Origin of the sequence: Mesorhizobium sp. (assembly GCF_024509055.1) — a bacterium.
GTDB lineage: Bacteria > Pseudomonadota > Alphaproteobacteria > Rhizobiales > Rhizobiaceae > Mesorhizobium.
Genome location: NZ_JANINM010000371.1, coordinates 1 through 26,128 on the forward strand (window position 1 = coordinate 1; position 26,128 = coordinate 26,128).

Annotated in this window: 24 protein-coding genes; 12 read left to right on the forward strand and 12 right to left on the reverse strand. The window is 63.6% G+C overall.

Going from position 1 to position 26,128, the window contains the following annotated elements; translation table 11 throughout:
* Positions 1–152: 152 nt before the first annotated feature.
* Both Q0L57_RS16855 and Q0L57_RS16860 read right to left on the reverse strand, forming a co-directional pair.
* On the reverse strand, positions 153–1,067 hold the full coding sequence (locus Q0L57_RS16855) for a haloalkane dehalogenase (protein WP_296744287.1): 915 nt from the start codon (positions 1,065–1,067) through the stop codon (positions 153–155).
* Positions 1,068–1,072: 5 nt separating this feature from the next.
* On the reverse strand, positions 1,073–1,660 hold the full coding sequence (locus tag Q0L57_RS16860) for a TetR/AcrR family transcriptional regulator (RefSeq protein WP_296744288.1): 588 nt from the start codon (positions 1,658–1,660) through the stop codon (positions 1,073–1,075).
* Between the two features lie 145 nt (positions 1,661–1,805).
* Here Q0L57_RS16860 and Q0L57_RS16865 point away from each other — a divergent pair, with 145 nt between their 5' ends.
* On the forward strand, positions 1,806–2,090 hold the full coding sequence (locus Q0L57_RS16865) for a hypothetical protein (protein WP_296744289.1): 285 nt from the start codon (positions 1,806–1,808) through the stop codon (positions 2,088–2,090).
* A gap of 7 nt (positions 2,091–2,097) precedes the next feature.
* Positions 2,098–3,171 carry an FAD-binding oxidoreductase gene (locus Q0L57_RS16870; RefSeq protein WP_296744290.1) on the forward strand — a complete coding sequence of 358 codons (1,074 nt, stop codon included), beginning with the start codon at positions 2,098–2,100 and terminating at the stop codon, positions 3,169–3,171.
* Here the strand turns inward: Q0L57_RS16870 and Q0L57_RS16875 are convergent.
* The 3 genes from Q0L57_RS16875 to Q0L57_RS16885 all read right to left on the reverse strand — a co-directional run bounded on the left by Q0L57_RS16875 (position 3,165) and on the right by Q0L57_RS16885 (position 5,846).
* On the reverse strand, positions 3,165–4,538 hold the full coding sequence (locus Q0L57_RS16875) for an amidase (RefSeq protein WP_296744291.1): 1,374 nt from the start codon (positions 4,536–4,538) through the stop codon (positions 3,165–3,167). The genes Q0L57_RS16870 and Q0L57_RS16875 overlap by 7 nt on opposite strands.
* Before the next feature lie 123 nt (positions 4,539–4,661).
* Complete coding sequence (locus Q0L57_RS16880) at positions 4,662–5,462, reverse strand: class II glutamine amidotransferase (RefSeq protein ID WP_296744292.1); 801 nt, start codon at positions 5,460–5,462, stop codon at positions 4,662–4,664.
* Positions 5,463–5,591: 129 nt separating this feature from the next.
* Positions 5,592–5,846, reverse strand: a complete 255-nt coding sequence (locus tag Q0L57_RS16885; RefSeq protein WP_296744293.1) for a DUF6356 family protein — start codon at positions 5,844–5,846, stop codon at positions 5,592–5,594.
* A 115-nt stretch (positions 5,847–5,961) separates the two neighbouring features.
* Here Q0L57_RS16885 and Q0L57_RS16890 point away from each other — a divergent pair, with 115 nt between their 5' ends.
* From Q0L57_RS16890 to Q0L57_RS16905, 4 genes are all read left to right on the forward strand, one after another.
* Positions 5,962–6,453 carry an Lrp/AsnC family transcriptional regulator gene (locus Q0L57_RS16890; protein WP_296744294.1) on the forward strand — a complete coding sequence of 164 codons (492 nt, stop codon included), beginning with the start codon at positions 5,962–5,964 and terminating at the stop codon, positions 6,451–6,453.
* Between the two features lie 68 nt (positions 6,454–6,521).
* Positions 6,522–7,007, forward strand: coding sequence for a dUTP diphosphatase (dut, locus tag Q0L57_RS16895; RefSeq protein ID WP_296744295.1), 486 nt, complete (start codon positions 6,522–6,524; stop codon positions 7,005–7,007).
* A complete protein-coding gene (locus tag Q0L57_RS16900) occupies positions 7,007–7,666 on the forward strand; it encodes an HAD family phosphatase (RefSeq protein WP_296744296.1) in 660 nt (219 codons plus the stop codon). The genes dut and Q0L57_RS16900 overlap by 1 nt, the downstream gene beginning before the upstream one ends.
* A gap of 231 nt (positions 7,667–7,897) precedes the next feature.
* Positions 7,898–8,701 carry an isocitrate lyase/phosphoenolpyruvate mutase family protein gene (locus tag Q0L57_RS16905; RefSeq protein WP_296744297.1) on the forward strand — a complete coding sequence of 268 codons (804 nt, stop codon included), beginning with the start codon at positions 7,898–7,900 and terminating at the stop codon, positions 8,699–8,701.
* Positions 8,702–8,738: 37 nt separating this feature from the next.
* Here the strand turns inward: Q0L57_RS16905 and Q0L57_RS16910 are convergent, their stop codons facing one another.
* Together Q0L57_RS16910 and Q0L57_RS16915 are read right to left on the reverse strand one after the other, a co-directional pair.
* Complete coding sequence (locus Q0L57_RS16910; protein WP_296744298.1) at positions 8,739–9,443, reverse strand: sulfate transporter family protein; 705 nt, start codon at positions 9,441–9,443, stop codon at positions 8,739–8,741.
* Positions 9,444–9,506: 63 nt separating this feature from the next.
* The gene (locus Q0L57_RS16915; RefSeq protein WP_296744299.1) at positions 9,507–10,409 is read right to left on the reverse strand and encodes an EamA family transporter; all 903 of its coding nucleotides are present in this window, start codon (positions 10,407–10,409) and stop codon (positions 9,507–9,509) included.
* A 276-nt stretch (positions 10,410–10,685) separates the two neighbouring features.
* Between Q0L57_RS16915 and Q0L57_RS16920 the strand changes: the two genes are divergently transcribed.
* The 3 genes from Q0L57_RS16920 (at position 10,686) to Q0L57_RS16930 (ending at position 14,125) form a co-directional block, all read left to right on the forward strand.
* Complete coding sequence (locus Q0L57_RS16920) at positions 10,686–11,678, forward strand: adenosine kinase (RefSeq protein WP_296744300.1); 993 nt, start codon at positions 10,686–10,688, stop codon at positions 11,676–11,678.
* A gap of 300 nt (positions 11,679–11,978) precedes the next feature.
* Positions 11,979–12,626 (forward strand): hypothetical protein, encoded by a 648-nt coding sequence (locus Q0L57_RS16925; RefSeq protein WP_366940928.1) that lies wholly within the window; start codon positions 11,979–11,981, stop codon positions 12,624–12,626.
* Positions 12,627–13,015: 389 nt separating this feature from the next.
* Positions 13,016–14,125, forward strand: coding sequence for a porin (locus Q0L57_RS16930; protein ID WP_296744302.1), 1,110 nt, complete (start codon positions 13,016–13,018; stop codon positions 14,123–14,125).
* Positions 14,126–14,212: 87 nt separating this feature from the next.
* On the opposite strand, the gene Q0L57_RS16935 is transcribed toward Q0L57_RS16930, so the two are convergent.
* Both Q0L57_RS16935 and Q0L57_RS16940 read right to left on the reverse strand, forming a co-directional pair.
* Positions 14,213–16,492, reverse strand: a complete 2,280-nt coding sequence (locus tag Q0L57_RS16935) for an NADP-dependent malic enzyme (RefSeq protein WP_296744303.1) — start codon at positions 16,490–16,492, stop codon at positions 14,213–14,215.
* Positions 16,493–16,609: 117 nt separating this feature from the next.
* Positions 16,610–17,821 carry a glycosyltransferase gene (locus Q0L57_RS16940; protein WP_296744304.1) on the reverse strand — a complete coding sequence of 404 codons (1,212 nt, stop codon included), beginning with the start codon at positions 17,819–17,821 and terminating at the stop codon, positions 16,610–16,612.
* A 143-nt stretch (positions 17,822–17,964) separates the two neighbouring features.
* On the opposite strand from Q0L57_RS16940, the gene mutS reads away from it, so the two are divergent.
* Positions 17,965–20,706, forward strand: coding sequence for a DNA mismatch repair protein MutS (gene mutS / locus Q0L57_RS16945; RefSeq protein WP_296744305.1), 2,742 nt, complete (start codon positions 17,965–17,967; stop codon positions 20,704–20,706).
* Positions 20,707–20,731: 25 nt separating this feature from the next.
* Here the strand turns inward: mutS and Q0L57_RS16950 are convergent, their stop codons facing one another.
* The 3 genes from Q0L57_RS16950 to Q0L57_RS16960 form a co-directional block, all read right to left on the reverse strand.
* The gene (locus tag Q0L57_RS16950) at positions 20,732–21,577 is read right to left on the reverse strand and encodes an aldo/keto reductase (protein ID WP_296744306.1); all 846 of its coding nucleotides are present in this window, start codon (positions 21,575–21,577) and stop codon (positions 20,732–20,734) included.
* Between the two features lie 93 nt (positions 21,578–21,670).
* On the reverse strand, positions 21,671–22,060 hold the full coding sequence (locus Q0L57_RS16955; protein ID WP_296744307.1) for a DUF305 domain-containing protein: 390 nt from the start codon (positions 22,058–22,060) through the stop codon (positions 21,671–21,673).
* 43 nt (positions 22,061–22,103) lie between these two features.
* On the reverse strand, positions 22,104–24,614 hold the full coding sequence (locus Q0L57_RS16960) for a heavy metal translocating P-type ATPase (RefSeq protein ID WP_296744308.1): 2,511 nt from the start codon (positions 24,612–24,614) through the stop codon (positions 22,104–22,106).
* 186 nt (positions 24,615–24,800) lie between these two features.
* Here Q0L57_RS16960 and Q0L57_RS16965 point away from each other — a divergent pair, with 186 nt between their 5' ends.
* Entirely contained in the window at positions 24,801–25,631 is an 831-nt protein-coding gene (locus tag Q0L57_RS16965) for a glycosyltransferase family 25 protein (protein WP_296744309.1), read from the forward strand.
* A gap of 10 nt (positions 25,632–25,641) precedes the next feature.
* Positions 25,642–26,128 (forward strand): nucleotidyltransferase domain-containing protein (locus Q0L57_RS16970; protein WP_296744310.1); only part of this gene is annotated, 487 nt, incomplete at its 3' end.

Genomic DNA, 26,128 nt, shown 5'->3' on the forward strand with positions numbered 1-26,128 from the left:
CGATGATCGCGAACGTGCGGCGGCGCGCAACCTCTTCAGGTATCGTTTCGGGCATTTCTTTAAAGGAGTTCCGTGTGACAGGCGGCGCTTCTACCAGTGCGGCGCCGGCCTGTCGACATGGGGCGGACAATGCTCGCGCCCGATGCTCCGGCTCAAGCCAGTCCGGCCGCGCTTTCCGCGAGGACGATCTCCGGCAGCCAGCCGGCGATCGCCTTGCCGATCGCGTCGGAATGATCTTCCTGCAGATAATGCGCGCCCGGTCCGAGATCAATGAAGCTGCAGTTCTTCAGCCCGGCTGCGAATTCCTTTGCCGCCTGCACCGAAATGAGGGCGCCCGGATCGCCCGCGAAGAGCAGCTTTGGATAGGTTGAAAGCCTGAGCGCGCGATGGTCGTGCGCACTGATCGCCGCGACATCCGTCGGCTGGTTCTCTATCGGCAGTTCGCGCGGCAAGCGCAGCGCCGGCTTACGCGACTGCGGCGTCGGGAACGGCGCACGGTAAGCGGCCATCTCGTCCTCGCTCATTTTGCGCAGAACGGACGCGGGCAGGATCTTCTCAACGAAGACATTGTCTTCCAGCACCAGCTTCTCCCCTGTACCCGGCGTGCGCAGCGCCTTGAAAAGTTCGCGCGCCTGCGGACGCTGGTGGAAATCCTCCCAGCGCTCGAACGGCCGGATGAATTCCATGAAGGCGAGGCCCAGAACGCGCCGCGCCCGCCGCGCGGCGAAATGGAAAGCCAGCGCCGTGCCCCAGTCCTGCGCGACGATCACCAATTCCTTGAGGTCCAGGGCTTCGATGAAGGCATCGAGATAACGGACCTGATCGAAGAAGCGATAGTCGATATCGGGCTTGCCCGACTGACCGTAGCCGATCAGGTCCGGCGCGATACATCGAGCGAACGGCGCGACATGCGGGATGATGTTGCGCCAGATGTACGAAGAGGTCGGATTGCCGTGGAGGAACAGCACGATGGGACCGGACGCGCCGGCCTCCAGGTAGGACATCGTTGAATCAAGGACTGCAATCTCGGCGCGCCGCAGTTGCGGCCGATCGGTTGTCGAATTCATCGGACTCACTCCCTTCCGAAAACGGTGCTGAAGATGATTTTCTTGAACCGCTCGAGCGGCTCGGGGCTGCGCTCGACCTTCATGCGCAGCATGGCGCCCTGCCAGGATGACAACAGGAAATCGGCGAGGTCCTCTGCATCGAGGGCCTTGGTGATGTCGCCCGCCGACTGGCCTTCGGCGATGCAGGCCGCGAAGGGCTGGCGCCAGCGCTCGAAAATGTCGGCCAGCCGCAACCTTAGCGGCTCGCTGTAGACGGCCGTTTCCAGGCTGAGATTGCCGATCATGCAGCCGCGCGCCCAGTCATGCGCCTCGAGCTTCAAGGTGACGACATCGAGATAGCGGCGGAGCCGGCCGACCGGCGGCGTGCCGTCCTGCGCCAGGGCACTTTCGACCAAACCGCTGACATAGGCGAAGTAGCGTTCCAGCACCTCGCCGACGAACTCCTCCTTGGAGGCAAAATGGTTGGTGAAAGAGCCTGGACGAGCGCCGGCGGCGGCGACGATGTCGCGCACGCCGGCGGCCGCATAGCCAGAATTCCAGATTGTCTGGAAGCCGGCCTCGAGGAGATTTTCGCGGAGTGATTGTCTAGCCATGCCAATATAATACGTACGTACGTATTTGTGTCAAGGCCAACAAAACGAACGCTCTCATTCGTTCCCAGACAACGAAGATTTCAGAGGCACGACTGGTGGCTTGTCGACAGGCCGGCAGCCTGTAAGGTCGGTAGGACAACAGAGGATGGGGTTGCGTGATCGAATGCGAAACGAACCGGTGGAGATCTATTCGGACCAAACCAACGCGGCCATCATGCGGCATCCGGGCCGTCGTTTCCCTGGGCTCCTCATCCAGGGAGACACGCTCTACATCCTCTGCCGAAAAGCGGATGACGCCTGCGCCGAGATCGGAAGAGGACATCCAGGTTTTGAAGAAGCCAACGAATTGCGAAACACTTTGTGGGCCTATTTGAACCACTACAAGATCGTGCTGACGGAACACGATCTTCCCCTCCCGTTCAGTCATTAGGCAAATCATGAGCAGCACAAAACAAATCATCGTCATAGGCGCCGGCATCATCGGCGCGTCGATCGCCTGGCACCTGACCAAGGCCGGCGCGCAGGTGACAGTCATCTCCGAGAGCGGCGTCGGAGGGGTCGCCACGCCCAATACCTTCGCCTGGATCAATGCCAGCTGGGGCAATCCGGAAACCTATTTCCGGCTTCGCACGCGCGCCATGGCGGAATGGACACGGCTGGCCAAGGACCTGCCGGGCCTGCCGCTGACCTGGTGCGGTGGCCTGTGCTGGGACCTGTCGGCGGACAGGCTCGAGTCCTATGCCGCCGAGCATTCGTCATGGGGCTACGGCATTGAGCGCGTTGGACGCGAACAGGCATCGCGCATCGAGCCAAATCTGTCGGAACCGCCCGAACTCGCGCTTTACGTGGCAAGCGAAGGAGTGGCTGAACCGATCGCAACCATCAACGCACTGTTCGCAGATGCCGAGCAGCGCGGCGCGCGGATCGTGACGGGAGTTGTCGAGAGGCTGACTCTTTCCAACGGCAAGGTCACAGGCGTTGTCGTTTCGGGCGAAACCATCGCAGCTGACGAGGTCGTGGTCGCCGCCGGCGTCGGGGCGCCGGCGATCGCGGCGACAGCCGGCATCAAGCTGCCGATCGAGACGCCGCCGGGCCTGATCGTGCACTCGCGCCGCCACAGCAAGCTGCTCAATGGGCTGGTGCTGGCCGACAGGCTGCATATGCGCCAGACCGCGGAGGGACGCATTATCGCCGGCTCGGATTTTGGTGGTGGCGACCCGGGCGAAAACGCCGAGGCCAGCGCGCGTGAGCTGTTCGAAACGATGAAAGCGATGCTGCGGGGCGCGGATCAGCTCGAGCTTGACTTCCACACAGTCGGCTACAGGCCGACACCGGTGGACGGCTTTCCGATCGTCAGCCGCGCCGACGGTGTCGGAGGCCTCTACATCGCCGTGACGCATTCCGGCATCACGCTGGCGCCCGCGATCGGCTTGTTCGCGGCCCGCGAGATTCTGGAAGGCCAGCGCGATCCGCTCCTGGCGCCTTACGCGCTGTCGCGTTTCGCTCAATAGCCTGGCGGCCGCCTGTATCCACCGGAAATCGAGGCTATCGCAGCAACGATTCCAAGCAACCGTGACTCCGACCACCGCCGGCCAACAAGCTGCAGGCCGATCGGCAAGCCGCTGCTGTCCTGCCCGTATGGGAAGGTGAGCGCCGGGTGGCCGGAATAGTTGAAGACCGCGCCGTGGGCCGGCAGCATCCAATAACTCTCGTTCTTGCCGTTGACCTGAAGCGGGCTGCCCGGTTCGCAATGCGGGAAGGCCCCGGTCATCGCGACAGGACAGAGCAAGGCATCGCAAGTTTCGAAGAAGCGTTCCCAGGCGAGGATCGATCGGTCACGGCGGGCAAGCGCTGCGAACCAGTGCGATACCGTTGCCGGCTGCTCTGGCGGGTTCGGTTGTGCGGCCTCCAGCATCATCCCGATCAGCTTACCGCCTTCGGCGAGGTCGTCGTACAGGTCGAGCTTCGGCAATTTAGCCTCCTCGATACGCACTCCTGCGGACGCGAGCTGAGCAGCCAACCTTTCGACGGCTGAAATGATTTCAGCGGCCACGGGAAAGCCGGGAAACGCGTTGGCTACAGCAATGCGCAGCGATTTCAGCTCAAGCTTCGGCATGGGCTCGACCGGCAGCGGCGGCAAGTCTGTATCAATCGCATCCGGCCCGGCGACGATCCGATAAATCAACGCCAGATCCTCGGGGTTGCGCGCCAATGGACCAACGCAGGACATGAGACGGACGCTGCGCGCAGTTCCGCCCGGGTCGGGAAAGGCGCCGGCCAGGGAAACGCGATGCTCGGTCGGCTTCAGGCCATAAACGCCGCAGAAGGCCACAGGCAGGCGGATCGAGGCTTGCATGTCGGTGCCGAGTTCGAAAGGCGTCATGCCGGTCGCGAGCGCGGCTGCCGCACCGCCGCTCGAGCCGCCCGCGGTGCGTGACAGGTCCCACGGATTGCTCGTGCGCCCGAACAAGGGATTGTCCGACTGCCAGTCGCCCAGCATGGCAGGGACATTGGTCTTGCCGATCAGTATGCCGCCTGCGGCCCTGAGCCGGGAGACGACCGGGCTGTCCAGTCTCGCGACATGGTCGGCGAATGGCGGAAAGCCTACGGTGGTCTTCAAGCCGGCGGTGTCGTGCGTGTCTTTCAACGTGAAAGGCACACCGTGCAGCGGACCGAGCGCGTCCCCGCGCGCCACCGCCGCATCGGCTTGCAAGGCGGCTTGGCGGGCACTCTCCCTGTCGAGGATGACGACTGCATTGACCGCTTCGTTATGGCTGTCGATTTGCGCAAGATGTCCTTCGAGCGCATCCACGGCCGATATCTTGCGCGCGGCAATCGCGGTCGAGAGTTCAGTGACGGATGTGAAGGCAATGTCCATGCGAATGCTCCGGCGGCTGTCGCGCGCCTCGATCAACGTGGCGGATCGCAACGCGGCTTCAAGCCGAGTTCAGCATTGGCGAGACGGTGGCGCTTGATCGAAATTGCGGCGAAAGGGCGAGCTTCAGCCGACGAGCGCCAACTGTACGGCGGCAGGCGCGAACGGTCGGATGCTTGTGCCTTCCTTCGTCATGGTGACGAAGCTGGACGGCGGGATCGCCTGCCAGTCGCCGCCGTCGCGATCGAAAGGTTCGGAAACGATCGAGCGGCCGGCATGCTTGGCGAAACCGCCGGTATAGAGCGTCGGCGCATGGCCGTCGGTCGTGTAGCGCACGGCATAGAGCGCCTCGCCATCGGAAAATGCCGCCGTCAGTTTCAACGAGGGTTCGATGCCGGCGTTGTGCGAGGCCTCGATGACGCGGCCGGTGGCCCGCGACACGGCCCCCTGCGGATCGACCGACAGCCCCTGGTCGATCATCAGCAGGAAGAAGAGTTCGGAATCAGTGGTGCCCTCGCGCTGGTCGAAGACCTCGTCGGAGAGCGAGTTCTCCAGCGCGCGGCGGATCTTTTCGAAGCCGCCGATCTGGCCGTTGTGCATGAACGACCAGCGGCCGGAAACGAAGGGATGGCAGTTCATGCGGCTGGTGGCGCCCCCTGTCGAGGCGCGGACATGGGCGAGGAACAGGCCGGACCTGATCTGACGGCAAAGGCTCTTCAGATTGGGATCGGACCAGGCCGGCAGGATATCCCGGTACAGGCCGGGCTCGGGCCGGTCGCCATACCAGGCAAGGCCGAAGCCGTCACCGTTGGTCGGCGACTTGGCTTCCTGGGCGCAATGGCTTTGGGCGATCAGCGAATGGCAAGGCGCGGTGATGATGTCTTCGAGGAAGACCGCTTCACCAAGATAGGCCGCCCACCGGCACATCCCATTCCACCATCTCTAGAGCATGATGCCGAAAAGCGTGAAGCGGTTTTCGGACGACATCATGCTCCGCTTCTTTGATTTAGAGACGGATTCAGATTTCAGGTCAGTTCGACCTGAAATCATCCGGCTCTAGGCGCGATCCATCAGAGCCGCCGGCTCCTTGACCGCATGCGAGCCTCGGTTGTGCGTGCGCTCATAAAGCTCGCGAACGATTCGGCTCGCGGTAGTCTCGAAGAGAAACGGCAAGAAAGCGTGAACGAGGGCGGCACCGGCGGCCATCGACAGGCGGGAACAGAACCAGGCCGCGAAAGCCATGTGGCCGAAATAGGTCTCACCCACCTTGGCCGGATGAGCGGTGAAGAGCGTCGCAAGCCGATTTGTCATGGTGTTCCCTCCTGCCGGGATAAGTCCCGATGATGGGTATCGTGCCATGGGCCGAAGGTTCATCGGTCCCAAAAGATCCTTGTACTCTCCCTCATTTTGGGACATTTATCCCAATATGACGCTCGAAATCGACGAAATTGATCGAAGATTGCTTGCCGAACTACAGCGCGACGGCACGCTTTCGGTCGACCAGTTGTCGGAGCGGGTGGCGTTGTCGCGCAATGCCTGCTGGCGGCGCGTCAAGCGATTGGAGGAGGACGGCGTCATCACCGGGCGCGTGGCGCTCGTCGATGCCGACAAGCTCGGGCTAGGCCTCTCGGTCTTCATCCTGATCCGCACGTCGAATCACGATCCAGACTGGCTGCAGAAATTTCGCGCGGCGGTGACCAGCTTTGCCGAGATCACCGGCGTCTACCGCATGTCGGGCGACCTCGATTATGTGCTGAGAGCCCGGGTTGCCGACGTGAAAGCCTATGACCGTCTCTACCAGCGGCTGATCGCCAAGGTGGCGCTGTCGGATGTCTCGGCTTCGTTCGTGATGGAAGAAATCAAGGAAACGACGGTCATTCCGGTAGAGTTGCGAACACGCACGCCGGAATCGCGCTGAAAGAAAAACGTTGATAGGCTTGGCTGCGAGTTGACCGAATCGGCATTCGGACCGATAGGGATGGGCTCATGCGCATGGCTGTCTCTCCTTCCTCCGTCATCGGTCCGGCTGTCGGCTTCGTTCGGCTGCCGCACGGCGAAGGCTTGCCGCTGCCCGCCTATGAAAGCGCGGGCGCCGCAGGCATGGACCTGCGCGCCGCGGTGCCGGAAGACCGGCCGCTGCTCATCCTGCCGGGAAAGCGCGCGCTGGTGCCGACCGGGCTGATCCTCGAAATTCCGGAAGGCATGGAAGGCCAGGTGCGGCCGCGCTCCGGCCTCGCCTTCAAGCACGGCCTCACCGTCCTCAACTCGCCCGGCACCGTTGACAGCGACTATCGCGGCGAGGTGAAGGTGCTGCTGGTCAATCTCGGCGACGAGGATTTCGCGGTGACACGCGGCATGCGTATCGCCCAGATCGTGTTTGCGGCGGTGACGCAGGTTACGACCGAAGAGCGCTCACTGGCCGGCGGCACGGCACGCGGCGCCGGCGGCTTCGGATCGACCGGCACGGCCTGATGCAAGTTCCAAAACTGGTCATTTTCGACTGCGATGGGGTTCTGGTCGACACGGAGAACCTTGCCAACCGGCGCCTTGCCGAATGGCTGAGCAACGCGGGTTTCGCCACCACCTTCGAATATTGCCGCAAGAATTTTTCCGGCCGCAGCATGGTCTCGGTGCAGAAGGAGATCGAAGCGGAGACCGAGGTGCGGCTCGGAGCCGATTTTGTCGACCGATGGAACGCCGGTCTGCCGGATTTGTTCGCCCATGGCGTCGAGGCTATCCCTCACGTTCGCGACTTCATCGAGAAGGTGCGGGCTGCAGGCATTGCCTATTGCGTCGCCTCGTCGGCGCGAGTCTCGAAGATGCACATCACGCTCGGCCAGACCGGACTGCTGCCGCTGTTCGAGCATGCGATGTTCTCCTCCACCATGGTCGGGCGCGGCAAGCCTTTCCCGGACCTGTTCCTCCATGCCGCAACAACGATGGGGTTCGCGGCAGCGGACTGCATCGTCATCGAGGACAGCGTCGCCGGCACGCAGGCCGGCATTGCCGCCGGCATGCGCGTGTTCTCCTACCATGCCGATCCATTCTCCGACCGAGACGGCCTGGCGGAAGCCGGCGGCATCCTGTTCGACGACATGCGCGAACTGGCCGGGCTCGTGCCGATCCACTGATTCCCGGCTGCGTGCTTCAGCCCTCCGTGCTAGCGTAGGGCATCCGGGGCGTTTCCCATGGTTTCCAGCGTATCCAATCTCAGGCTTGCTTGCCTGCTGCCGCTCCGCATGCGTTCGAGAAACTGTCAGCAGGGAGCGCCAAACGCTTCTGAGCCAATTGCTATCGTTTGCCCGGCCGGTTCGGGCGCGATAAATTCCCCTCACAATCCCGATCACGATTGAGGATCCGCCATGGACAAGGGCAAGACCTTTCGCGACCTGCATGCCTCCACCTTCGTCATGCCCAATCCCTGGGATGTCGGCACGACCAAGCTTCTGGCTTCCTTCGGCTTCAAGGCGCTGGCGACGACGAGCGCCGGCTTCGCCTTCTCGCGCGGCCTGCCGGACGGCGCCGTGACTTTCGAAGCAATGATCCATCATTGCCGCGAGGTGACGGCGGCGACCGACCTGCCGGTTTCGGCCGATCTCGAACGCGGCAAGGGCGACAGCCCTGAGCAGGCCGCCGAAACCATCTTCGCGGCCGAAGCCGCCGGCCTTGCCGGCTGCTCGATCGAGGATCACACAGGCGACGCGGACAATCCGATCTACGATTTCTCGCTTGCTGTCGAACGTGTCGCGGCAGCAGCCGAGGCGGCTCGGGCGTTGAAGCACGACTTCGTCTTCACGGCGCGCGCCGAGAATTTCCTCTGGGGCAAGGCTGATTGCGACGACACGATCAAGCGGCTACAGGCCTTTGAGAAAGCCGGAGCCGATGTGCTCTACGCGCCGGGACTGAGCGACGTCGAGACGATCCGGACCGTTTGCTCATCGGTGACGAAGCCGGTCAATGTCATGGCCAGGCCAGGCTTCACCATCGCCGACCTGGCAATGGCCGGCGTCAAGCGCATCTCACTCGGGCCATGGCTGACGAATTTCGCCTATGGCATGCTGGAGACGGCGGCGCGCGAAATCCAGCAGGACGGCACGTTCGGCTTCACCCGCACGGCGATGCCCTTCGGCAAGCTTCAGGCGCTGTTCGGCAAGTCTTCAACTTGAGCGAAGCCGAGCGCGGCTTCGTGCCGCGCGGAAGCAATCAGGCTGCTCGGCCCGCCTCCCGGGTGGAGACCGCCTTGTGCAAATGCACCATCATGGCGGCCGCGAAGAGCGGCGTCAAAAGGTTGAGCAGCGGCACCGCAAGGAAGGCAGCGATAACCAGGCCGGCGGTGAAAACAGTGCCGGCATATTTCCTGCGCAGCGCCTTGGCCTCGGGCTCGGAGCGGAAGCGCATGGCGGCGAATTCGAAGAATTCACGCCCCAGCAGATAGCCGTTGACGATGAAGAAGGCGGCGATGTTTACGCCCGGCACGAGCAGCAGCAGCAAGGCGACGATGTTGCCCAGAATGACAACGCCGAAGAACTTTATCGCCAGCGCCAGCGAATGAAGCGCCGCCACGGCGCGGCCGGGCGGATCGCCCGGATAGTCGGTGCGCTCGACCACCTCGGCGACGTCGTCGAGGAAGAGGCCGGCGACGATCGCCGTGGCCGGAGCGACGAGCAGCGCCATGCCGATCGCCAGGAAGACGCCGGCAATGAGGCCGCCCAGCCATCCGGCCCAGGCCGGCAGCCCGGGCAAGAGCGCCAGTAGCCACGGCCAGGCCAGCCAGCCGAGCAGGCTCTCAAGGCCGAACCACAGCGCAACCAGTGCCAGCAGGGTCAGTCCAAGCGTCTTCAGGAAGACGGCGCGAAATTCCGGCAGGAACAGTTGGCTGGCGGCGGCGCGGGCGGCGTCGAGGATCACGATGTTCCAGGCCTTTTTCGAGAAAGATGCCTCGGAGATAGGCGGGCCCGGTCGCCAGCGCAACTACTGCGCAAGCCTGGCCCGCCTTGCCGGAATAGTCATGGCGGCGACGCCGAGGACAACGAAGCCCATGCCGAGCCAGGCTGTCGGACCCAGGTTCTCGCCGAGGAAGATGGCGCCGATGCCGACGCCGATCGGCACGCGTAGATAGGCCTGCGAGGTGGTGCCGACGGAGCCCAGCGTATGGATGAGCCGGAAGTAGATGGAGAAGGCAAGCGCGGTTGAGAAGACCGAGAGCCCGAGGAGAGCCAGGATCGACGCCGCCGACGGCGTCAATGTCCAGGGCCGGTCGAAAACGATGCTCAGGGGTATCAGGATCAGGGCGCCGCAGATCATGGAGCCCGCCGCCGGAACCATCGGGTCGAGTCCCCTGAAATTTCGGCCGAAGATCGCGGCCCCGGCATAGCATATGGTGGCGGCGACGACCGCGACCTGCGCCCACAGCTGATGGCCGATGCCGCCAAGGGCCTCCATGCCGACGATGAGGCAGATGCCGGCAATGCCGGCGCCGACGCCGACCAGCTTGCGCGCCGTCACCGGCTCGTGGCGGGTGATCAACGCGGTCAGAAGAAAGGTGAAGATCGGCGACGTCGCGTTGAGGATGGTGGCAAGGCCGGCATCGATCGAGCGTTCGGCGGCGGCGATCAGCGTGAACGGGATGACGCTGTTCAGGCAGGCCTGGAACATGAAGCGGCGCCAATTGACCGAATCCCGGGGCATCTCAAGGCCGCGCCAGCGGATGAGGCCCAGCAGGATGCCGCCCGCGATCAGCGTGCGGCCGGCGATGAAGGTCACCGGCGGGATGGTCTCGACGCCGATCTTGATGAAGGTGTAGGACGCGCCCCACAACACCGCCAGCACGGCTAGCAGCGCCAATTCGGTGGTCATGTCGGTCTTTTCAGACATCGGTTCGTGCCTTCGGACTGTTGCCGGAACAGCCCGCTTCTAGCTGGCGGCGAGGCGGAAATGTTTCGATCACCGTGAAACCATAGTCGTCAGAGTTGCAGCTGATATGGGCCAGCCGGGCGCGAACGCTGCCGCAGCAGACAACCGTAGCCGACCAAAAGACGGCGAAGCCTGAAAACGTTGCGGATTTTCGGGGTAGGCAAAACTGTCGCAACTCGCTAGACCCGCGCCCGGCCGGCATGGCAGAAAGCCGGTGGTTCGCTGGCGGAGACATTGATGCCGGAATATGACGTGCTTTGCATCGGCAATGCCATTGTCGACATCATCGCGCAATGCGACGAGGCCTTCCTCGAAACCAACGGCATCATCAAAGGCGCGATGAACCTCATCGACACCGGGCGCGCCGAACTGCTCTACAGCCGCATGGGACCGGCGATCGAGGCTTCCGGCGGCAGCGCCGGCAACACGGCGGCGGGCGTCGCAAGCTTCGGCGGTCGCGCCGCCTTCTTCGGCAAGGTGTCGAACGATGCGCTCGGAGAAATCTACGCGCATGACATCCATGCCCAAGGCGTCGCCTTCGACACCAAGCCGCTCCTGGGCGAGCCGCCCACCGCGCGCTCGATGATCTTCGTCACGCCGGACGGGGAGCGTTCAATGAACACCTATCTCGGCGCCTGCGTCGAGCTCGGCCCGGAAGATGTCGAAGCCGACAAGGCCGCCGGCGCCAAGGTCACCTATTTCGAAGGCTATCTGTGGGATCCGCCGCGCGCCAAGGAAGCGATCCGGCAGACCGCGCGGCTCGCGCATGCGGCCGGGCGCGAGGTGTCGATGACGCTGTCCGATTCCTTCTGCGTCGACCGCTACCGCGACGAATTCCTCGAGCTGATGCGATCGGGCACCGTCGACATCGTCTTCGCCAATAGCCACGAGATCAAGTCGCTCTACCAGACCGCGTCCTTCGAGGAAGCGCTCGCCGCCATCCGCAAGGACTGCAAGATCGCCGCCGTCACACGCTCGGAAAAGGGTTCTGTGATCGTGCGCGGCGACGAGACCGTCACCATCAACGCGACGGCGATCAAGGAACTGGTCGACACGACGGGTGCCGGCGACCTGTATGCCGCGGGCTTCCTGTACGGCTACACGACCGGACGCAGCCTCAAGGATTGCGGCGATCTCGGTTCGCTGGCCGCCGGCCTGGTGATCCAGCAGATCGGTCCTCGGCCGCGCCAAAACCTGCGCCAGGAAGCCCAGCAGGTCGGACTGCTTTAGTTCCGCCGGATAACCGCTTTCGGGCGCCAAAGCGAGCCCGACTGTCGCGCCTCTGTCACAGACCGCCCATACACGAAAACGTGAGGTGCTCGTGACTGACATTCCGGGCGCCCGTCCAGGGGTGTGAAGATGCAAGGCAGCAACCTGTCGGGTCGCTGCATCTGTTTTTGCCGCGTTTTTCCGCTGTAGCCGTCCAATAACCGGCCGCAGTCAGGGGAGGAGTGCGGCCAGCAAGACAGATGCATGACCAGATTTGAGAATTCGACTGATAGGATTTCGCAAGAGGCCCTGGCAGGCTTGGTGGCCGAGGCGGTGCAACAGGCATTGAAGCGGCATGGCGTCTTATTGGACGCAGAGGCCCTGATTTCCGCCAGTGCGATCGCCGGCAGCGTTGCCGCGGCCCTTCCCTTCCTGCCGCGGGCACAGCGGCTTGCGATCAACTCCGCCAGAGGCGAATGGCCCGTGCTCGCGTCCGAGTTCTTCCGCGCAATGACGGACAAGGTCGACCAAGCCGATTCGGCCGGCGCCGACAGCGCGGATGAAGCACGCGCAGATGGAACCGGGAAGCCTGCTTCACGGAGCGTGCCCGAGCAGGCGTCCGACCTGCAGTCGATGCTGATCGAGGACTGGGCGGGCGAAGTCGCCGGCTCGACCTATCTGGAGGAGAAGTTCCGCATCCCGCGCTCGACGCTGCATCGCTGGCAACGGCGGGGCGAAGTCGTCGCGCTCCGCAAAGGCGGCCGCAAGCATGTCTTCCCGGTCGCCCAGTTCATCGACGGCAGGCCGGTCCCCGGCATAAGCGAAGTGCTGACGGCGATCACCAATCCGAGGCTCGCGTGGTTCTGGCTGACCCGCCCCTGCGCCGAACTGGGCGGCCGCATACCCCTCGAAATGCTCCGGGAGGACATGATCGAGGACGTGGTCGGCGTGGCGCGCACCTTATCCTGATCATTGATATTCCGACGTGGCTCTGCGCGTCTTTGACATGCTTTTTCCCAAAATATTATTCGGCTAAGATTTTGTCATTTAACGGTAATAAATGGCACATTTGGCACAAATAGCACATTTTGCACGTCAATTTTCGTATATATTGCGTATATTGTGCTATATGTGCCATTCTTTCAAATATATGACGTGATATTTGCGCAACAAGACCTTTTGAAGAGTCGAAAAGGCACTTTTCCGACACAATCACTGTTGTGGAAGACTGCCGATTGAGCCATGTCGACGGCGAAGAAGCAGCGCCGCTGCGCGGCTTTTTCACCGATGGGGACGGGGGTGGCAAAGCCGAATGGCTGTCAGGCCTGTCTTGAACCTTTGACTGGAGATTCAAGAAAATGAACATCAAGAGCCTTCTTCTCGGCTCCGCTGCGGCCCTGATCGCAGTTTCCGGTGCCCGCGCCGCCGACGCGGTTACCGTCGCCGAGCCGGAACCGGCCCAATACGTCAAGATCTGCGACGTCTACGGCGCAGGTTACTTCTACATCCCGGGCACCGAGACCTGCCTGCGCATCGGCGGCTACATCCGCTATGACGCCGGCTTCGGTGACATCGGCACCCTCGACGGTCGCACGACCAAGGACGTTCTGAATGGCAAGACGCAGAACACCTGGAAGAAGAACACCCGTTTCGCATTGAAGACCTGGACTGGCCAGGAGACCGAACTCGGCACCCTCAAGACCTATACCGAGACGCGCTTCAACTTTCCGAACGGTGGCCCCTCCAACATGACGCTGAATTTCGCCTGGATTCAGCTCGGTGGGCTTCGCATCGGTAAGGACGAAACGCCCTATGACAATTTCATCGGCTACGCCGGCAACGTGGTGCAGGACACGATCATCCCGTACGGCATCAAGGACACCAACCTCATCAGCTACTACTTCGATGCCGGCAGTGGCGTCACGGGCTTCGTCTCGCTCGAAGAAGGCTCCGACACATCCGTTATTTCCGGCACCATCGACAGCTATGTCCCGCATGTCGTCGGCGGCCTGAAGTACAAGCAGGACTGGGGTGCGATCACGGGCGTCGTCGCCTATGACAGCGCTTATGAGGAAGTGGCCGGCAAGGTTCGCCTGGACGTCAACGTATCCAAGGAACTGTCGCTGTTCGGCATGTTCGGCTACGGCACCGACAAGAACCTGGTCGAACATTCGAACGGCCGCGGCTTCTACAAGCCTTGGGCGGGTCATTGGGCTTTCTGGACCGGCGGCACCTACAAGTTCAACAACAAGACCGCCTTCAACCTTCAGGTATCTGGCGATCAGGACAAGAACTATGGCGTGGCTGCCAATGTCGCCTACACCATCGTTCCCGGCTTCACGATCACGACCGAAGTCAACTACGATCATTTCGGTCACTTCGACGACGGCACCTCCTTCGGCAACTGGACCAAGGCCGACAAGAAGGACAGCGTCGGCGGCATCGTTCGCTTCCAGCGCTCGTTCTAATCGAGACGGCCATCTTAACGGAAAGGCCCGCGGCATCGCCGCGGGCCTTTGCTGTTTCCGTGTTGTTGCCGCGCGTGAGACGGCGCGTCAGTTGCCGGCCGTATAGGCGGCGATCGCCGCCATGTTGACGATGTCCGAGTCCTTGGCGTTGAGCGAGACGATCTGGACCGGCTTGTTCAAGCCGACCAGCAGCGGACCGATGACGGTCGAACCACCGAGCTCCTGCAGCATCTTGGTCGAGATCGAGGCCGAGTGGAACGCCGGCATGACCAGCACATTGGCCGGACCGGTCAGACGGATGAACGGATATTGCGCCATGGCGCGCGGGTTGAGCGCGACGTCCGCGGCCATTTCGCCGTCATACTCAAAATCGACGCGGCGCTTGTCGAGGATGCGCACCGCTTCCTGCACGCGCTCCGAGCGCTCGCCCTGCGGATGGCCGAAAGTTGAGTAGGCGAGCATCGCGAGCCTCGGCTCGTAGCCCATGCGGCGGGCAAAGCCGGCGGCCTCCTCGGCGATGTCGGCGATCTGCTCGGCGTTCGGCATGTCGTGCACCGCCGTGTCCGCGACGAGCACGGTGCGGCCACGCGCGAGCACGATAGAGACGCCGATCACACGGTGGCCTGGCTTGGCGTCGATGAGGCGGCGCACGTCGTCAAGCGCGGTGGAATAGTTGCGGGTCACGCCGGTGACGATGCCGTCGGCATCGCCAAGCGCCACCATGCAAGCGGCGAAATGATTGCGGTCGTTGTTGATGAGCCGCTGGCAGTCGCGGAACAGGAAACCCTTCCGCTGCATGCGCTCGTAGAGATAGTCGGTGTAGATGCCGTTGCGGCGCGACAGCCGGGCGTTGATGATCTCGAGGCCCTGCTTGTTGAGATCGATGCCGGCGTGCCTGGCATTCTCCTTGATGACGTCGTCGCGGCCGAGCAAGATTGCCGTGCCGAGCTTCTGGTTAACATAGGAGACGGCGGCGCGCATCACCTGCTCCTCCTCGCCCTCGGCGAAGACGATGCGCTTTGGCTGGCGGCGCACACGGTCGTAGATACGCTGCAGGGTCGAGGCGATCGGGTCGCGGCGGGCGGAAAGCTCCTGCGCGTAACGATCGAGATCGAGGATCGGCTTGCGCGCGACACCCGATTCCATCGCCGCCTTGGCGACCGCCAGCGGGATCGCCGAGATCAGGCGCGGGTCGAACGGCACCGGGATGATGTAGTTGGGGCCGAATTTCGGCCGGTTGCCCTGGTAAGCGGCGGCGACGTCGTCCGGCACATCCTGGCGCGCCAGTTCGGCAAGCGCCCGGGCGGCGGCGATCTTCATCTCGTCATTGATCGTCGTGGCCCGCACATCCAATGCGCCGCGGAAGATATAGGGGAAGCCTAGAACATTGTTGACCTGGTTCGGGTAATCCGAGCGGCCGGTGGCCATGATGGCGTCGGTGCGGATTTCGGCCACTTCCTCCGGCGTGATCTCCGGATCGGGATTGGCCATGGCGAAGATGATCGGGTTCTTGGCCATCGACTGCACCATGGCCGTGGTCAGCGCGCCCTTGGCGGACAGACCGAGGAAGACGTCGGCGCCGTCCAGCGCCTCAGCGAGGCTGCGCGCCTCGGTCTTCACGGCATGCGCCGACTTCCACTGGTTCATGCCCTCGGTGCGTCCTTGGAAGACCACACCCTTGGTGTCGCACAGGATGATGTTTTCCGGCGCAAAGCCCACCGCCTTCATCAATTCGATGCAAGCGATGCCGGCTGCGCCCGCGCCATTGCAGACCATCTTCGTGGTCTTCATGTCGCGGCCGGTGATCTCCAGCGCGTTGATCAGGCCGGCGGCCGAGATGATGGCTGTGCCGTGCTGGTCGTCGTGGAAGACCGGGATGTCCATCAATTCGCGCAGGCGCTGCTCGATGATGAAGCATTCCGGCGCCTTGATATCCTCAAGATTGATGCCACCAAAGGAAGGGCCGAGGAAGCGCACGCAATTGATGAACTCGTCGGCATCCTCGGTCGCCACTTCGAGGTCGATGGAATCGACGTCGGCGAAGCGCTTGAACAGCACGGCCTTGCCTTCCATCACGGGCTTCGAGGCGAGCGCGCCGAGATTGCCGAGGCCAAGGATTGCGGTGCCGTTGGAGATGACCGCGACCATGTTGCCGCGCGTCGTGTAATCGAAGGCGCGGCTGGGATCTTCCGCGATGGCGCGCACCGGAACGGCGACGCCCGGCGAGTAAGCGAGGCTGAGGTCGCGCTGAGTCGCCATCGGCTTGGTGGCGACGATTTCCAGCTTTCCGGGGCGCCCCATGGCGTGGAACTCCAGCGCCTCCTCGGAACTGACGGAGGGCCCGCTGTTTTCGGTTTTCCTGGCCATGATGCTTTTGATTTCCTCGCCATGCGCGGCGCCCTTGAGATGGACGCCATTTCTTTTGAACTTCCGGATTAAGGCTACACGCGAGCCCTGTAAACCGCCAAGCCCGGCAAAGCTGCTTCAAGACGGAAAAGGCGGATAACGCGTGTTCTTCACGGTACTGAATTTAGCAATCTCACGTGTGTGTTGGCGCACCGGAGCCCATCTCCTCAAGATGCTGACTTCTGGGAAAGGCCATTCGGACAATGGCGGCTCCTTGCTTCCCATTCGAGCGTAGAGCGCCGATAGGAAATCCATCAGCTCGCGCCGACGTGGCCATATCTTCGCAACCGTGCGCCTACGGATCTCCTCCCTGGGAATGGCGCGGTCGCGTAGCGTTTCGACGGCGCGCCTAATCGCCGTCGGTTCGGGCTCGGCAATGATGCAATAATCCGGATCGAAAAAGACATCACGGCCGCCGAGGCTTGGCGTGCTCACAACCGGTAGCCCAGCCATTAGATACTCGATGCTGGCACGCATTGCGCCTTCAGCAGCGGACAGGCAGAGACCAACGGCAGCCTGGTTGTAGGCACGATTGACGTCCTGTGGGCCTAGCCATCCTGTCAGACCGTGGACGACAGGATTGGCGATGCGATGCTGGGGCGACTGCGTCTGCAAGCGCCGGATGAACGCACGATCGCCGGCCCGCGGGAGTTCGCCGATCGAGACGACAATATGGAGAAGTTTTTCCACGCCGAAGGCGAGATGGTGCCGCTTCGTGCGCGAGATCCGAGCATTGTAGACAGCGTCGAATTCGACCGGCACGTCGTTCAATGGCCGAAAGATGTCCTCGGAAACCATCAAATTGTGATTGGAGACGATAGCGGTGCCGCCGATACCGGTAACGAGACGTCGCTCTTCCTCGGTATTGCAGAGAAAGATCAACTCATGGAGCGGGAAACGCCCGCGATACCAGGCGAGATCGCGGCCAAGCTTCTGGACGACGCGCGGCCGCTCGAGCGTCCAGTTCGGCATCAGCAAGAAAACAGCGCGCCGCGCGGCCAGATGGCGACCGATTACCACCACGGAGCTGAGCGGCCGTGGCCCACCGACCGGTGTGTAGATCACCAGTGGATGATGGCTCAGCACGTGGATGGCGACCTTCGTGCCGCCGTCGAGATCGGAAAATGGTCCGTTGACGGGAAGCATGAAGGGAAGCCGTTTGCTTGCCAAGAGCTTCAGACTGTTCGCCGTCCGGCTGGCTTGCAATGTCGTTTTGAACCAAAGGCGCTCGAACGGCGAGCCGACGGGCCCTACCATCTCCTCGACAGTTTCATGTCCGTCACTGTCCAAGAGCCCCTCCCACTAACCGAGCAGTAATCCCGATCAAGACGTCAGGCAATCCGATGACGCAGATGGCATCATGCCTCAGGCTTTCCCCTGGTTTTCGAGGGTCTGGCATTAAACCGCGCTGCCACATCTGCTAGCGTCCCGGCATGAATATGCACATGCAGACTGACCCCGACGCCCCGGAGACGACGACGCCGGCGCCCGCCATGGGCGGCGTCACGCCGATGATGGAACAGTTCATCGAGATCAAGGCCGCGAACCCGGATTCGCTGCTCTTCTATCGCATGGGCGATTTCTACGAGCTGTTCTTCGACGACGCCGAGAAGGCGAGCCAGGCGCTCGGCATCGTGCTCACCAAGCGCGGCAAGCATCAGGGCCACGACATCCCGATGTGCGGCGTGCCTGTGCACGCGGCGGACGACTATCTGCAGAAGCTGATCGCGCAGGGTTTCCGCGTCGCCGTCTGCGAGCAGATCGAGGATCCGGCCGAAGCCAAGAAGCGCGGTTCGAAATCAGTGGTTCGCCGCGACGTGGTGCGGCTGGTCACGCCCGGCACCATCACCGAGGACAAACTGCTCGCGCCCTCTGAAGCGAGCTTCCTGATGGCGCTGGGGCGCGTGAAGGGCGGTGCGGTTCCAGGCAACCAGGGCAGCTTCGCGCTGGCCTGGATCGACATCTCGACCGGCGCGTTCCGGGTCGCCGAGACCACGGCCGACCGGCTGCTCGCCGACATCTTCCGCGTCGATCCGCGCGAGCTGATCGTGGCCGAGCCGGCGTTCCACGATCCAGAATTGCGGCCGGTCTTCGACGTGCTTGGCCGGGTCGCCAACCCGCAGCCGCCTTCGCTGTTCGATTCGGCGTCCGCCGCTGGCCGCATCGCCCGTTTCTTCGACGTGGCGACGCCGGACAGTTTCGGCACGTTCTCGCGCGCGGAGCTGTCGGCCATCTCCGGCGCCATCGCTTATGTCGAGAAGACGCAGAAGGCGGAGCGCCCGCCGCTGTCGCGACCGGAGCGCGAGAAACAGGGGTCGACGCTGTTCATCGACCCGGCGACGCGCGCCAACCTGGAACTCTTGCGTACGCTTTCCGGCAGCCGCGAGGGCTCGCTGTTCAAGGCGATCGACCGCACGGTGACAGGCGGCGGCGCGAGGCTGCTCGCCGACCGGCTGATGGCGCCGCTGACCGATCCGGCAGCGATCACCGCGAGGCTGGATTCGGTGTCATTTTTCCGCGCCGAGACACGCCTTTGCCAAGGCTTGCGGAGCAGCCTGAAGAGCGTCGCAGACATGCCGCGCGCGCTGTCGCGGCTGGCGCTCAACCGCGGCGGCCCGCGCGATCTCGGCGCGCTGCGCGCCGGCTTCGAGGCAGCCGGCGCGATCACGGAGCTTTTTGGGGGCATTGCCCTCCCCTCCGAATTGGCTGCAGCGCTCTTAGCAATCAAGGCATTGCCCGAGGCACTGGCCCACCATCTCAGCGAGGCGCTCGACGACGAATTGCCGCTCATCAAGCGTGACGGTGGCTTCGTGCGGAACGGCTACAACGCCGAGCTCGACGAGATGCGGGCGCTGCGCGACGAATCGCGCAAGGTGATCGCCGGGCTGGAGCGCTCCCTTATCGAGGAAACCGGCATCCGCTCGCTGAAGATCCGGCACAACAATGTGCTCGGCTACTATATCGAGGTCACCGCCAACCATCACTCGATCATGACCGGCAGCGACGAGGCCAAGGCGCGCTTCATCCATCGCCAGACCATGGCCAATGCCATGCGCTTCACCACGACGGAACTGGCCGAGCTGGAATCGAAGATCGCCAACGCCGCCGACCGGGCGCTGAGCATCGAGCTCGCCGCCTTCGATCGCCTCACGGCGGAGGTGGTCGGCGAGGCCGAGAGCATCCGCGCCGGCGCCGAGGCGCTCGCTGCTCTCGACGTGTCGTCGGCGCTTGCCCTGCTGTCCGAAAGCGAGGGCTGGTGCCGGCCCGTGGTCGATTCCAGCCTCGCCTTCGAGATTTCCGGCGGGCGCCACCCGGTCGTCGAACAGGCGCTGAGGCGTACCGGCGAAGGGCCGTTCGTGGCCAATGACTGCGATCTCTCGCCCGAAGGCGGGGCCAAGGCGGGCGCGATCTGGCTGCTCACCGGCCCCAACATGGGCGGTAAATCGACCTTCCTCAGGCAGAACGCGCTGATCGCGATCCTGGCCCAGACCGGCTCCTTCGTGCCGGCGCAAAACGCCCATATAGGCGTCGTCGACCGGCTGTTCTCACGCGTCGGCGCATCGGACGATCTCGCGCGCGGACGCTCGACCTTCATGGTCGAGATGGTTGAGACGGCCGCGATCCTCAACCAGGCCGGCGAGCGGGCGCTGGTCATCCTCGACGAGATCGGCCGCGGCACGGCGACCTTCGACGGCCTGTCGATCGCCTGGGCGGCGGTCGAATACCTGCACGAGAAGAACCGCTGCCGGGCAATCTTCGCCACGCACTTCCACGAGATGACGGCGCTGGCCGGCAAGCTGGCCCGGCTCTCCAACGTCACCATGCGCGTCAAGGAATGGGAAGGCGATGTCGTCTTCCTGCACGAGGTCGGCAAGGGCGCCGCCGACCGCTCCTACGGCGTGCAGGTGGCACGGCTCGCCGGCCTGCCGGAAGCGGTCGTGGCCCGCGCCAAGGAGGTGCTGCACCAACTCGAGGAAGGCGAAGTCTCGGGCAAGGCCAACCGGCTGGTCGACGACCTGCCGCTGTTTTCCGTGGCGATGAAGCGGGACGCACCGAAGCCGGTGAAGAACGACGCGCTAGGCGAAGCGCTGGGCGCCATCAATCCTGACGAGATGACGCCAAGGGAAGCGCTTGAGGCGCTCTACCGGCTTAAGGGGCTGACCATAGGGAAATAGCCCGGCCCGTTCTTTCAACGTCGCCTCAGATCATCTCCAGGCCACGCTTGCGCGTAGGCGGCGGGAAGGCGCGGTCCAGCTCCACGAAATCTTCCGAAGTCAGCCGTATATCGAGCGCGGCTGTGTTCTGGCGGACATGCTCCTGCCGGCTTGCTTTCGGGATGGCGATGACGCCGTCTTGCGCCATCGCCCAGGCAAGCGCGATCTGCGCGGCCGTTGCGTTGTGCCGGACGGCGACGGCTTCCAGCCTGGCGTTGCGCGCCAGCGCGCCCTGCTCGACCGGCGAATAGGCCATCAATGGGATGCCGCGCTTGCGGCACCAGGGCGCCAGATCAAAATCCGGGCCTCGGCGCGAGAGATTGTAGAGAACCTGATTGGTCTGGACATTGCCACCGGACGGCAGGCCGACTAGGTCTTCCATCTCGTCGGTGTCGAAGTTGCTGACGCCCCAATGGCGGATCTTGCCGGCAACTTTCAAAGCCTCGAAAGCCTCCACGGTTTCCGACAGCGGCACGGTGCCTGGCCAGTGAAGCAGATAGAGATCAATGCGGTCGGTGGCGAGCCGTTTCAGGCTGCTCTCGCAGGCGCGCATCACGCCTGCTCGCGAGGCGTTGGACGGCAGCACCTTCGACACCAGGAAGGTCTCGTCGCGGCGGCCCGCGATGGCCTCCGCCACCACCTCCTCGGCGCCGCCGCTTGCATACATTTCCGCCGTGTCGATCAGCGTGATGCCGAGGTCGAGGCCAAGCCTCAGCGCCGGGACCTCGTCGGCGCGACGACGCCGGTCCTCGCCCATCTTCCAGGTGCCTTGACCCAGCACCGGAACGGCTTCACCGGAAGGCAAGGTTGTGGTTCTGATCCGAGAGGGCATGGCTGTCTCCGTGCAAAGCCGGATCGCAGCACAGCCGTGGCCGGAAATCCAGACCGAAGCCATGGCCCCGGTCCGTATTTCAGGCGTGTGTCGTCAGTCCACCGGATGCTTGGCGAGCCAGTCCTGCATTTCCTTGATCTCGGCTTCCTGCGCCTTGACGACGCCTTCGGCGAGCTTGCGGATTTCCGGATCCTTGCCATTGGCGATCACGACCTTGGCCATGTCTATGGCGCCCTGATGATGCGGGATCATGCCGCGGACGAAATCGACATCGGCATCGCCGGTGTACTTGATCATCATGTCCTTGTGCATCCTGTCCATCGCCGCGGCATAGCCAGCGGTCGACGGACTCTCGGCGCCCACCGCCATCGAGGACATGTCGTGCTTCATTTCTTCTGACTGAGCGGGAACGCTTTCGAGGAATACCGCAAGCAGCATTCCAGCCGCCATCAGCAACAGCACGATTTTCTTGGCCAGGGTCATTCAGTTCTCCTTGTGGGTTGGGTTTCGTATTTGGGGACTTCGTTCAGAGTTTCAACGTTCTCAGCCGCAAGGCATTCGTGATGACGGAAACGGACGACAGGCTCATCGCGGCCGCCGCGATCATCGGCGACAAAAGCGTGCCGGTGAGCGGGTAGAGGACGCCAGCCGCGACCGGCACGCCGAGCACGTTGTAGAGGAAGGCGAAGAACAGGTTCTGGCGGATGTTGCGCAGCGTTGCCTGGGCGAGCGTGCGCGCCCTGACGATGCCGTTGAGATCGCCCTTGACCAGCGTGATGCCGGCGCTTTCGACAGCGACATCGGCGCCGGTGCCCATGGCGATGCCGACATCGGCACCGGCCAGCGCCGGGGCGTCGTTGACGCCGTCGCCGGCCATGGCGACGCCGGCCCCCTTGGCGCGCAGCGCTTCGACGAGCGCAGCCTTGTCGTCCGGCAGCAGTCCGGCGCGCACCTCGTCGATGCCGAGCCTGGCGGCGATCGCGCTCGCGGTGCGTTCATTGTCGCCGGTCGCCATGATGATCCTCAAGCCCTTGTCGTGCAGCGCCCTGATCGCCTCAGCGGTGGTCGCCTTGACGGGATCGGCGACGGCGACGAGGCCGACGAGCCTGCCGTCGACCGCCACGAACATCACCGTCTTGCCTTCTGCCTGCATCGCCTCGGTCCTGGCGGCGAGCGCTGACGCACCGATGCCGAGGTCGGCCATCATCGCCGCATTGCCGAGCGCCACTGTCCTGCCCGACACCGTTCCGGAAACGCCCTTGCCGGTGACGGCTTCGAAGTCCTGTGCGTCGCCGACCTTCATTCCGCGCTCGGCGGCGCCCTCGACGATTGCCTCGGCGAGCGGATGCTCCGAGCCTTTTTCGAGCGCGGCGGCAAGCGACAGCAATTCATCTTCGTCCGTTCCGTCCGTGGCAACGAGATCGGTAAGACGCGGCCGGCCTTCGGTCAGGGTGCCGGTCTTGTCGACGATCAGGGTGTCGACGGAAGCGAAGCGTTCCAGCGCTTCCGCGTCCTTGATCAGCACGCCGGCATGCGCGCCGCGACCGGTTGCCGTCATGATCGACATCGGCGTGGCGAGGCCGAGCGCGCAGGGGCAGGCGATGATCAGCACCGAGACCGCCGAGACGATGGCGAAGATCAGGCTGGGCGCTGGGCCCAACATGGCCCAGGCGATGAAGGCGATGACTGCCACCAGCACGACGGCGGGGACGAAATAGAAGGATACGCGGTCGGCCAGCCCCTGGATCGGGGCGCGTGAACGCTGCGCTTTCGCGACCAGCTCGACGATGCGCGACAGCGTGGTCTCGGCACCGACCTTTTCGGCGCGCATGATCAGTGAGCCGTTCTTGTTGAGCGTGCCCCCGGTCAGGTTGTCGCCTTCGGTCTTCTCGACCGGCAGCGGCTCGCCGGTGATCATCGATTCGTCGATCGCCGAACGGCCTTCCAGCACGATGCCGTCGACCGGCACGGCATCGCCGGGGCGGACGCGCAGCCGGTCTCCGGCCTTGACGCCGTCGAGCGGCACGTCGCTTTCGGAGCCGTCGGCGCCGATCAGGCGAGCCGTCTTCGGCGCGAGGTCGAGCAACGCGCGGATGGCAGAGCCGGTGCGTTCGCGGGCCCTCAGTTCCAGCACCTGCCCCAGGAACACCAACGCGACGATGACGGCCGCTGCCTCGAAATAGACCGGCACGGCGCCGTCATGGCCACGGAATTGGTGCGGGAAAACGTCCGGGAACAGCGTCGCCACGAGGCTGAACAGATAGGCGGCGCCGACGCCCAACGAAATCAGCGTCCACATGTTCGGGCTGCGGTTGAGGACTGACTCCCAGCCGCGATGGAAGAACGGAAACGCCGCCCACAACACCACCGGGCTTGCCAGCGCCAGTTCAACCCATGTCTTGGAGCGGCCATCCATGAAACTCTCGAAGCTGAAGCCCAGCATCGGCGCCATGGCGATGACGAGAAGCGGCAGCGAAAGCACCGCGCTGACCGAGAACCGGCGCGTGAAATCGACGAGTTCCGGATTAGGCCCCTCCTCGCCGGTGGGCACGCCCATCGGCTCCAGGGCCATGCCGCAGATCGGGCAGGAACCGGGCTTGTCGCGGATGATCTCTGGATGCATCGGGCATGTGTATTGTGTGCCCTTCGGCATCGGCTGCGGCTCCGGCCGGCCTGCGAGGTACTTTTGCGGGTCGGCCTCGAACTTGCCCTTGCAGCCGGTCGAGCAGAAATAGAAGCCCTGCCCTTCGTGGCGAGCGAAGTGCTTCGCGCTGGCGCGGTCGACGCTCATGCCACAGACCGGATCGGTCGCCGTCTGATAGCTTTCCGGCTCGGCCGCGAACTTCGCGCGGCAGCGCTCGCTGCAGAAATGAAACGTCCGGCCGCCATGCTCGGCTGCTGGCTTGCCAGCCTTGGGATCGACCGTCATGCCACAGACCGGGTCGCGAATCACCGCTTCTGCGACAGGTGCGGCGCCCTTCGCGGAGCAGCAGGAGGCACCATGCGAATGATGATGGTGGTGGTCGGAATGGGTCATGAGCAACGCCTCGAAATTCTCGAATTGAGGCGGAGGTAGTCCTTCCAGTAACTGGAAGGTCAAGGGCCTATCTTCAAGTTTTCGGCGCAGCGTCCGGCAAGGCGGGGCCAGTTTGAAAAATCCGCGTCAGACCAAGCACGTCATGCTAAGGGCTTTGCTGATTTAGTCAGCGCGCAATCCATCCGCATGAAATGCTTGGTCATCAATCTCGACAGGTCCCGCGACCGCCTCGACCATGTGACGGCGGAGTTCGCCCGCATCGGCGTGGCATTTGAACGGGTCGCGGCGATCGACGTGATCGACCGACCCGATCTCTCGCGTTTGGCGACCAAGCGCATGTCCAGCGTCGAGGTCGCTTGCCTGCTCAGTCACAGGGCTTGCTGGGCCATCATCGCCGCGGGCGACGACAGCCATGGCGCCGTTTTTGAGGACGATGTCGTTCTTTCCGCCGGGGCCGGCGACTTGCTTGGCGATGCAGGCTGGATCCCGGCCGACGCCGACATCGTCAAAATCGAGACCTTCCGCCAGAAAATTTCCTTGAAGCGCAAGCGCATTTCCTGCGGCAGCAGCTTTGCGGCCAGCCGGCTCCTTAGCGCGCATATCGGCGCCGCCGGCTATATACTTTCGAAACAGGCCGCGCGCGATCTTTTCGACGCGACTGAAAACGCCGACACGCCGGTGGACCAGCTGATTTTCAATCCGCTTTTTCCGACTTCCTCCAGCAAGGTGATCTACCAGCTCATTCCCGCGATATGCATGCAGGATCGGCTTCTCGGCAAGGAAGGAAGCATGCTGCCGAGCCTGCTCAAACCGGATCGTATGCGTCGATCCATGGCCACCAGAGCCAGCGAAAGAGGAATGAAGAACGCGGTCACGAAAGCGCGAACCGAGATCAGGCGGCTCGTCATACAGATCGTCAACATCTGGCGCCTAAGGCAAAGGACGATCATTCCGCTCGGGCAGCGCGGCGGGCAGGCCTCCACGCCCCATACACAGCACCGACAAAACGCGCTATAGACGCCGCCGAATGGCAAAGATCTCCCTGAAACTCGACGAAATCATCGACGGCGACGCCTTGCGCCGCGAGATGACCGCGCTGACGGCGGCGAGCGCCGGCGACGGCTCCGCCAAGACCACGCGCGCGGCCGTTCTGCAACTGCTCAAGGGACGGCTGGCGGAGGGGCGAAAGATCGCCGAGGCCATGCTGAAGCAAGACGGCGGCGGCAATGCCTGCGCCGAGCGGCTTTCGCATCTGATGGACGAGCTGATCAGGGCGCTCTACGATTTCGCGGCCACGCATGTCTACCGCGTCAAGAACCGCTCGGCCGCCGAGCGCATGGCCGTGGTCGCGGTTGGCGGCTACGGCCGTGGCACGCTGGCGCCGGGCTCCGACATCGACCTGCTCTTCCTGCTGCCCTACAAGCAGACGCCCTGGGGCGAGCAGATCGTCGAATACATTCTCTACATGCTGTGGGACATGGGGCTGAAGGTCGGCCACGCCACCCGCAACATCG

What these genes read in the sequence shown, in the direction of transcription:
- Q0L57_RS16855 (WP_296744287.1), bottom strand. Translation starts at nt 1,067, where the DNA reads ATGAATTCGACAACCGATCGGCCGCAACTGCGGCGCGCCGAGATTGCA.
- Q0L57_RS16860 (WP_296744288.1), bottom strand. Translation starts at nt 1,660, where the DNA reads ATGGCTAGACAATCACTCCGCGAAAATCTCCTCGAGGCCGGCTTCCAG.
- Q0L57_RS16865 (WP_296744289.1), top strand. Translation starts at nt 1,806, where the DNA reads ATGGGGTTGCGTGATCGAATGCGAAACGAACCGGTGGAGATCTATTCG.
- Q0L57_RS16870 (WP_296744290.1), top strand. Translation starts at nt 2,098, where the DNA reads ATGAGCAGCACAAAACAAATCATCGTCATAGGCGCCGGCATCATCGGC.
- Q0L57_RS16875 (WP_296744291.1), bottom strand. Translation starts at nt 4,538, where the DNA reads ATGGACATTGCCTTCACATCCGTCACTGAACTCTCGACCGCGATTGCC.
- Q0L57_RS16880 (WP_296744292.1), bottom strand. Translation starts at nt 5,462, where the DNA reads ATGTGCCGGTGGGCGGCCTATCTTGGTGAAGCGGTCTTCCTCGAAGAC.
- Q0L57_RS16885 (WP_296744293.1), bottom strand. Translation starts at nt 5,846, where the DNA reads ATGACAAATCGGCTTGCGACGCTCTTCACCGCTCATCCGGCCAAGGTG.
- Q0L57_RS16890 (WP_296744294.1), top strand. Translation starts at nt 5,962, where the DNA reads ATGACGCTCGAAATCGACGAAATTGATCGAAGATTGCTTGCCGAACTA.
- dut (WP_296744295.1), top strand. Translation starts at nt 6,522, where the DNA reads ATGCGCATGGCTGTCTCTCCTTCCTCCGTCATCGGTCCGGCTGTCGGC.
- Q0L57_RS16900 (WP_296744296.1), top strand. Translation starts at nt 7,007, where the DNA reads ATGCAAGTTCCAAAACTGGTCATTTTCGACTGCGATGGGGTTCTGGTC.
- Q0L57_RS16905 (WP_296744297.1), top strand. Translation starts at nt 7,898, where the DNA reads ATGGACAAGGGCAAGACCTTTCGCGACCTGCATGCCTCCACCTTCGTC.
- Q0L57_RS16915 (WP_296744299.1), bottom strand. Translation starts at nt 10,409, where the DNA reads ATGTCTGAAAAGACCGACATGACCACCGAATTGGCGCTGCTAGCCGTG.
- Q0L57_RS16920 (WP_296744300.1), top strand. Translation starts at nt 10,686, where the DNA reads ATGCCGGAATATGACGTGCTTTGCATCGGCAATGCCATTGTCGACATC.
- Q0L57_RS16930 (WP_296744302.1), top strand. Translation starts at nt 13,016, where the DNA reads ATGAACATCAAGAGCCTTCTTCTCGGCTCCGCTGCGGCCCTGATCGCA.
- Q0L57_RS16935 (WP_296744303.1), bottom strand. Translation starts at nt 16,492, where the DNA reads ATGGCCAGGAAAACCGAAAACAGCGGGCCCTCCGTCAGTTCCGAGGAG.
- mutS (WP_296744305.1), top strand. Translation starts at nt 17,965, where the DNA reads ATGAATATGCACATGCAGACTGACCCCGACGCCCCGGAGACGACGACG.
- Q0L57_RS16950 (WP_296744306.1), bottom strand. Translation starts at nt 21,577, where the DNA reads ATGCCCTCTCGGATCAGAACCACAACCTTGCCTTCCGGTGAAGCCGTT.
- Q0L57_RS16955 (WP_296744307.1), bottom strand. Translation starts at nt 22,060, where the DNA reads ATGACCCTGGCCAAGAAAATCGTGCTGTTGCTGATGGCGGCTGGAATG.
- Q0L57_RS16960 (WP_296744308.1), bottom strand. Translation starts at nt 24,614, where the DNA reads ATGACCCATTCCGACCACCACCATCATCATTCGCATGGTGCCTCCTGC.
- Q0L57_RS16965 (WP_296744309.1), top strand. Translation starts at nt 24,801, where the DNA reads ATGAAATGCTTGGTCATCAATCTCGACAGGTCCCGCGACCGCCTCGAC.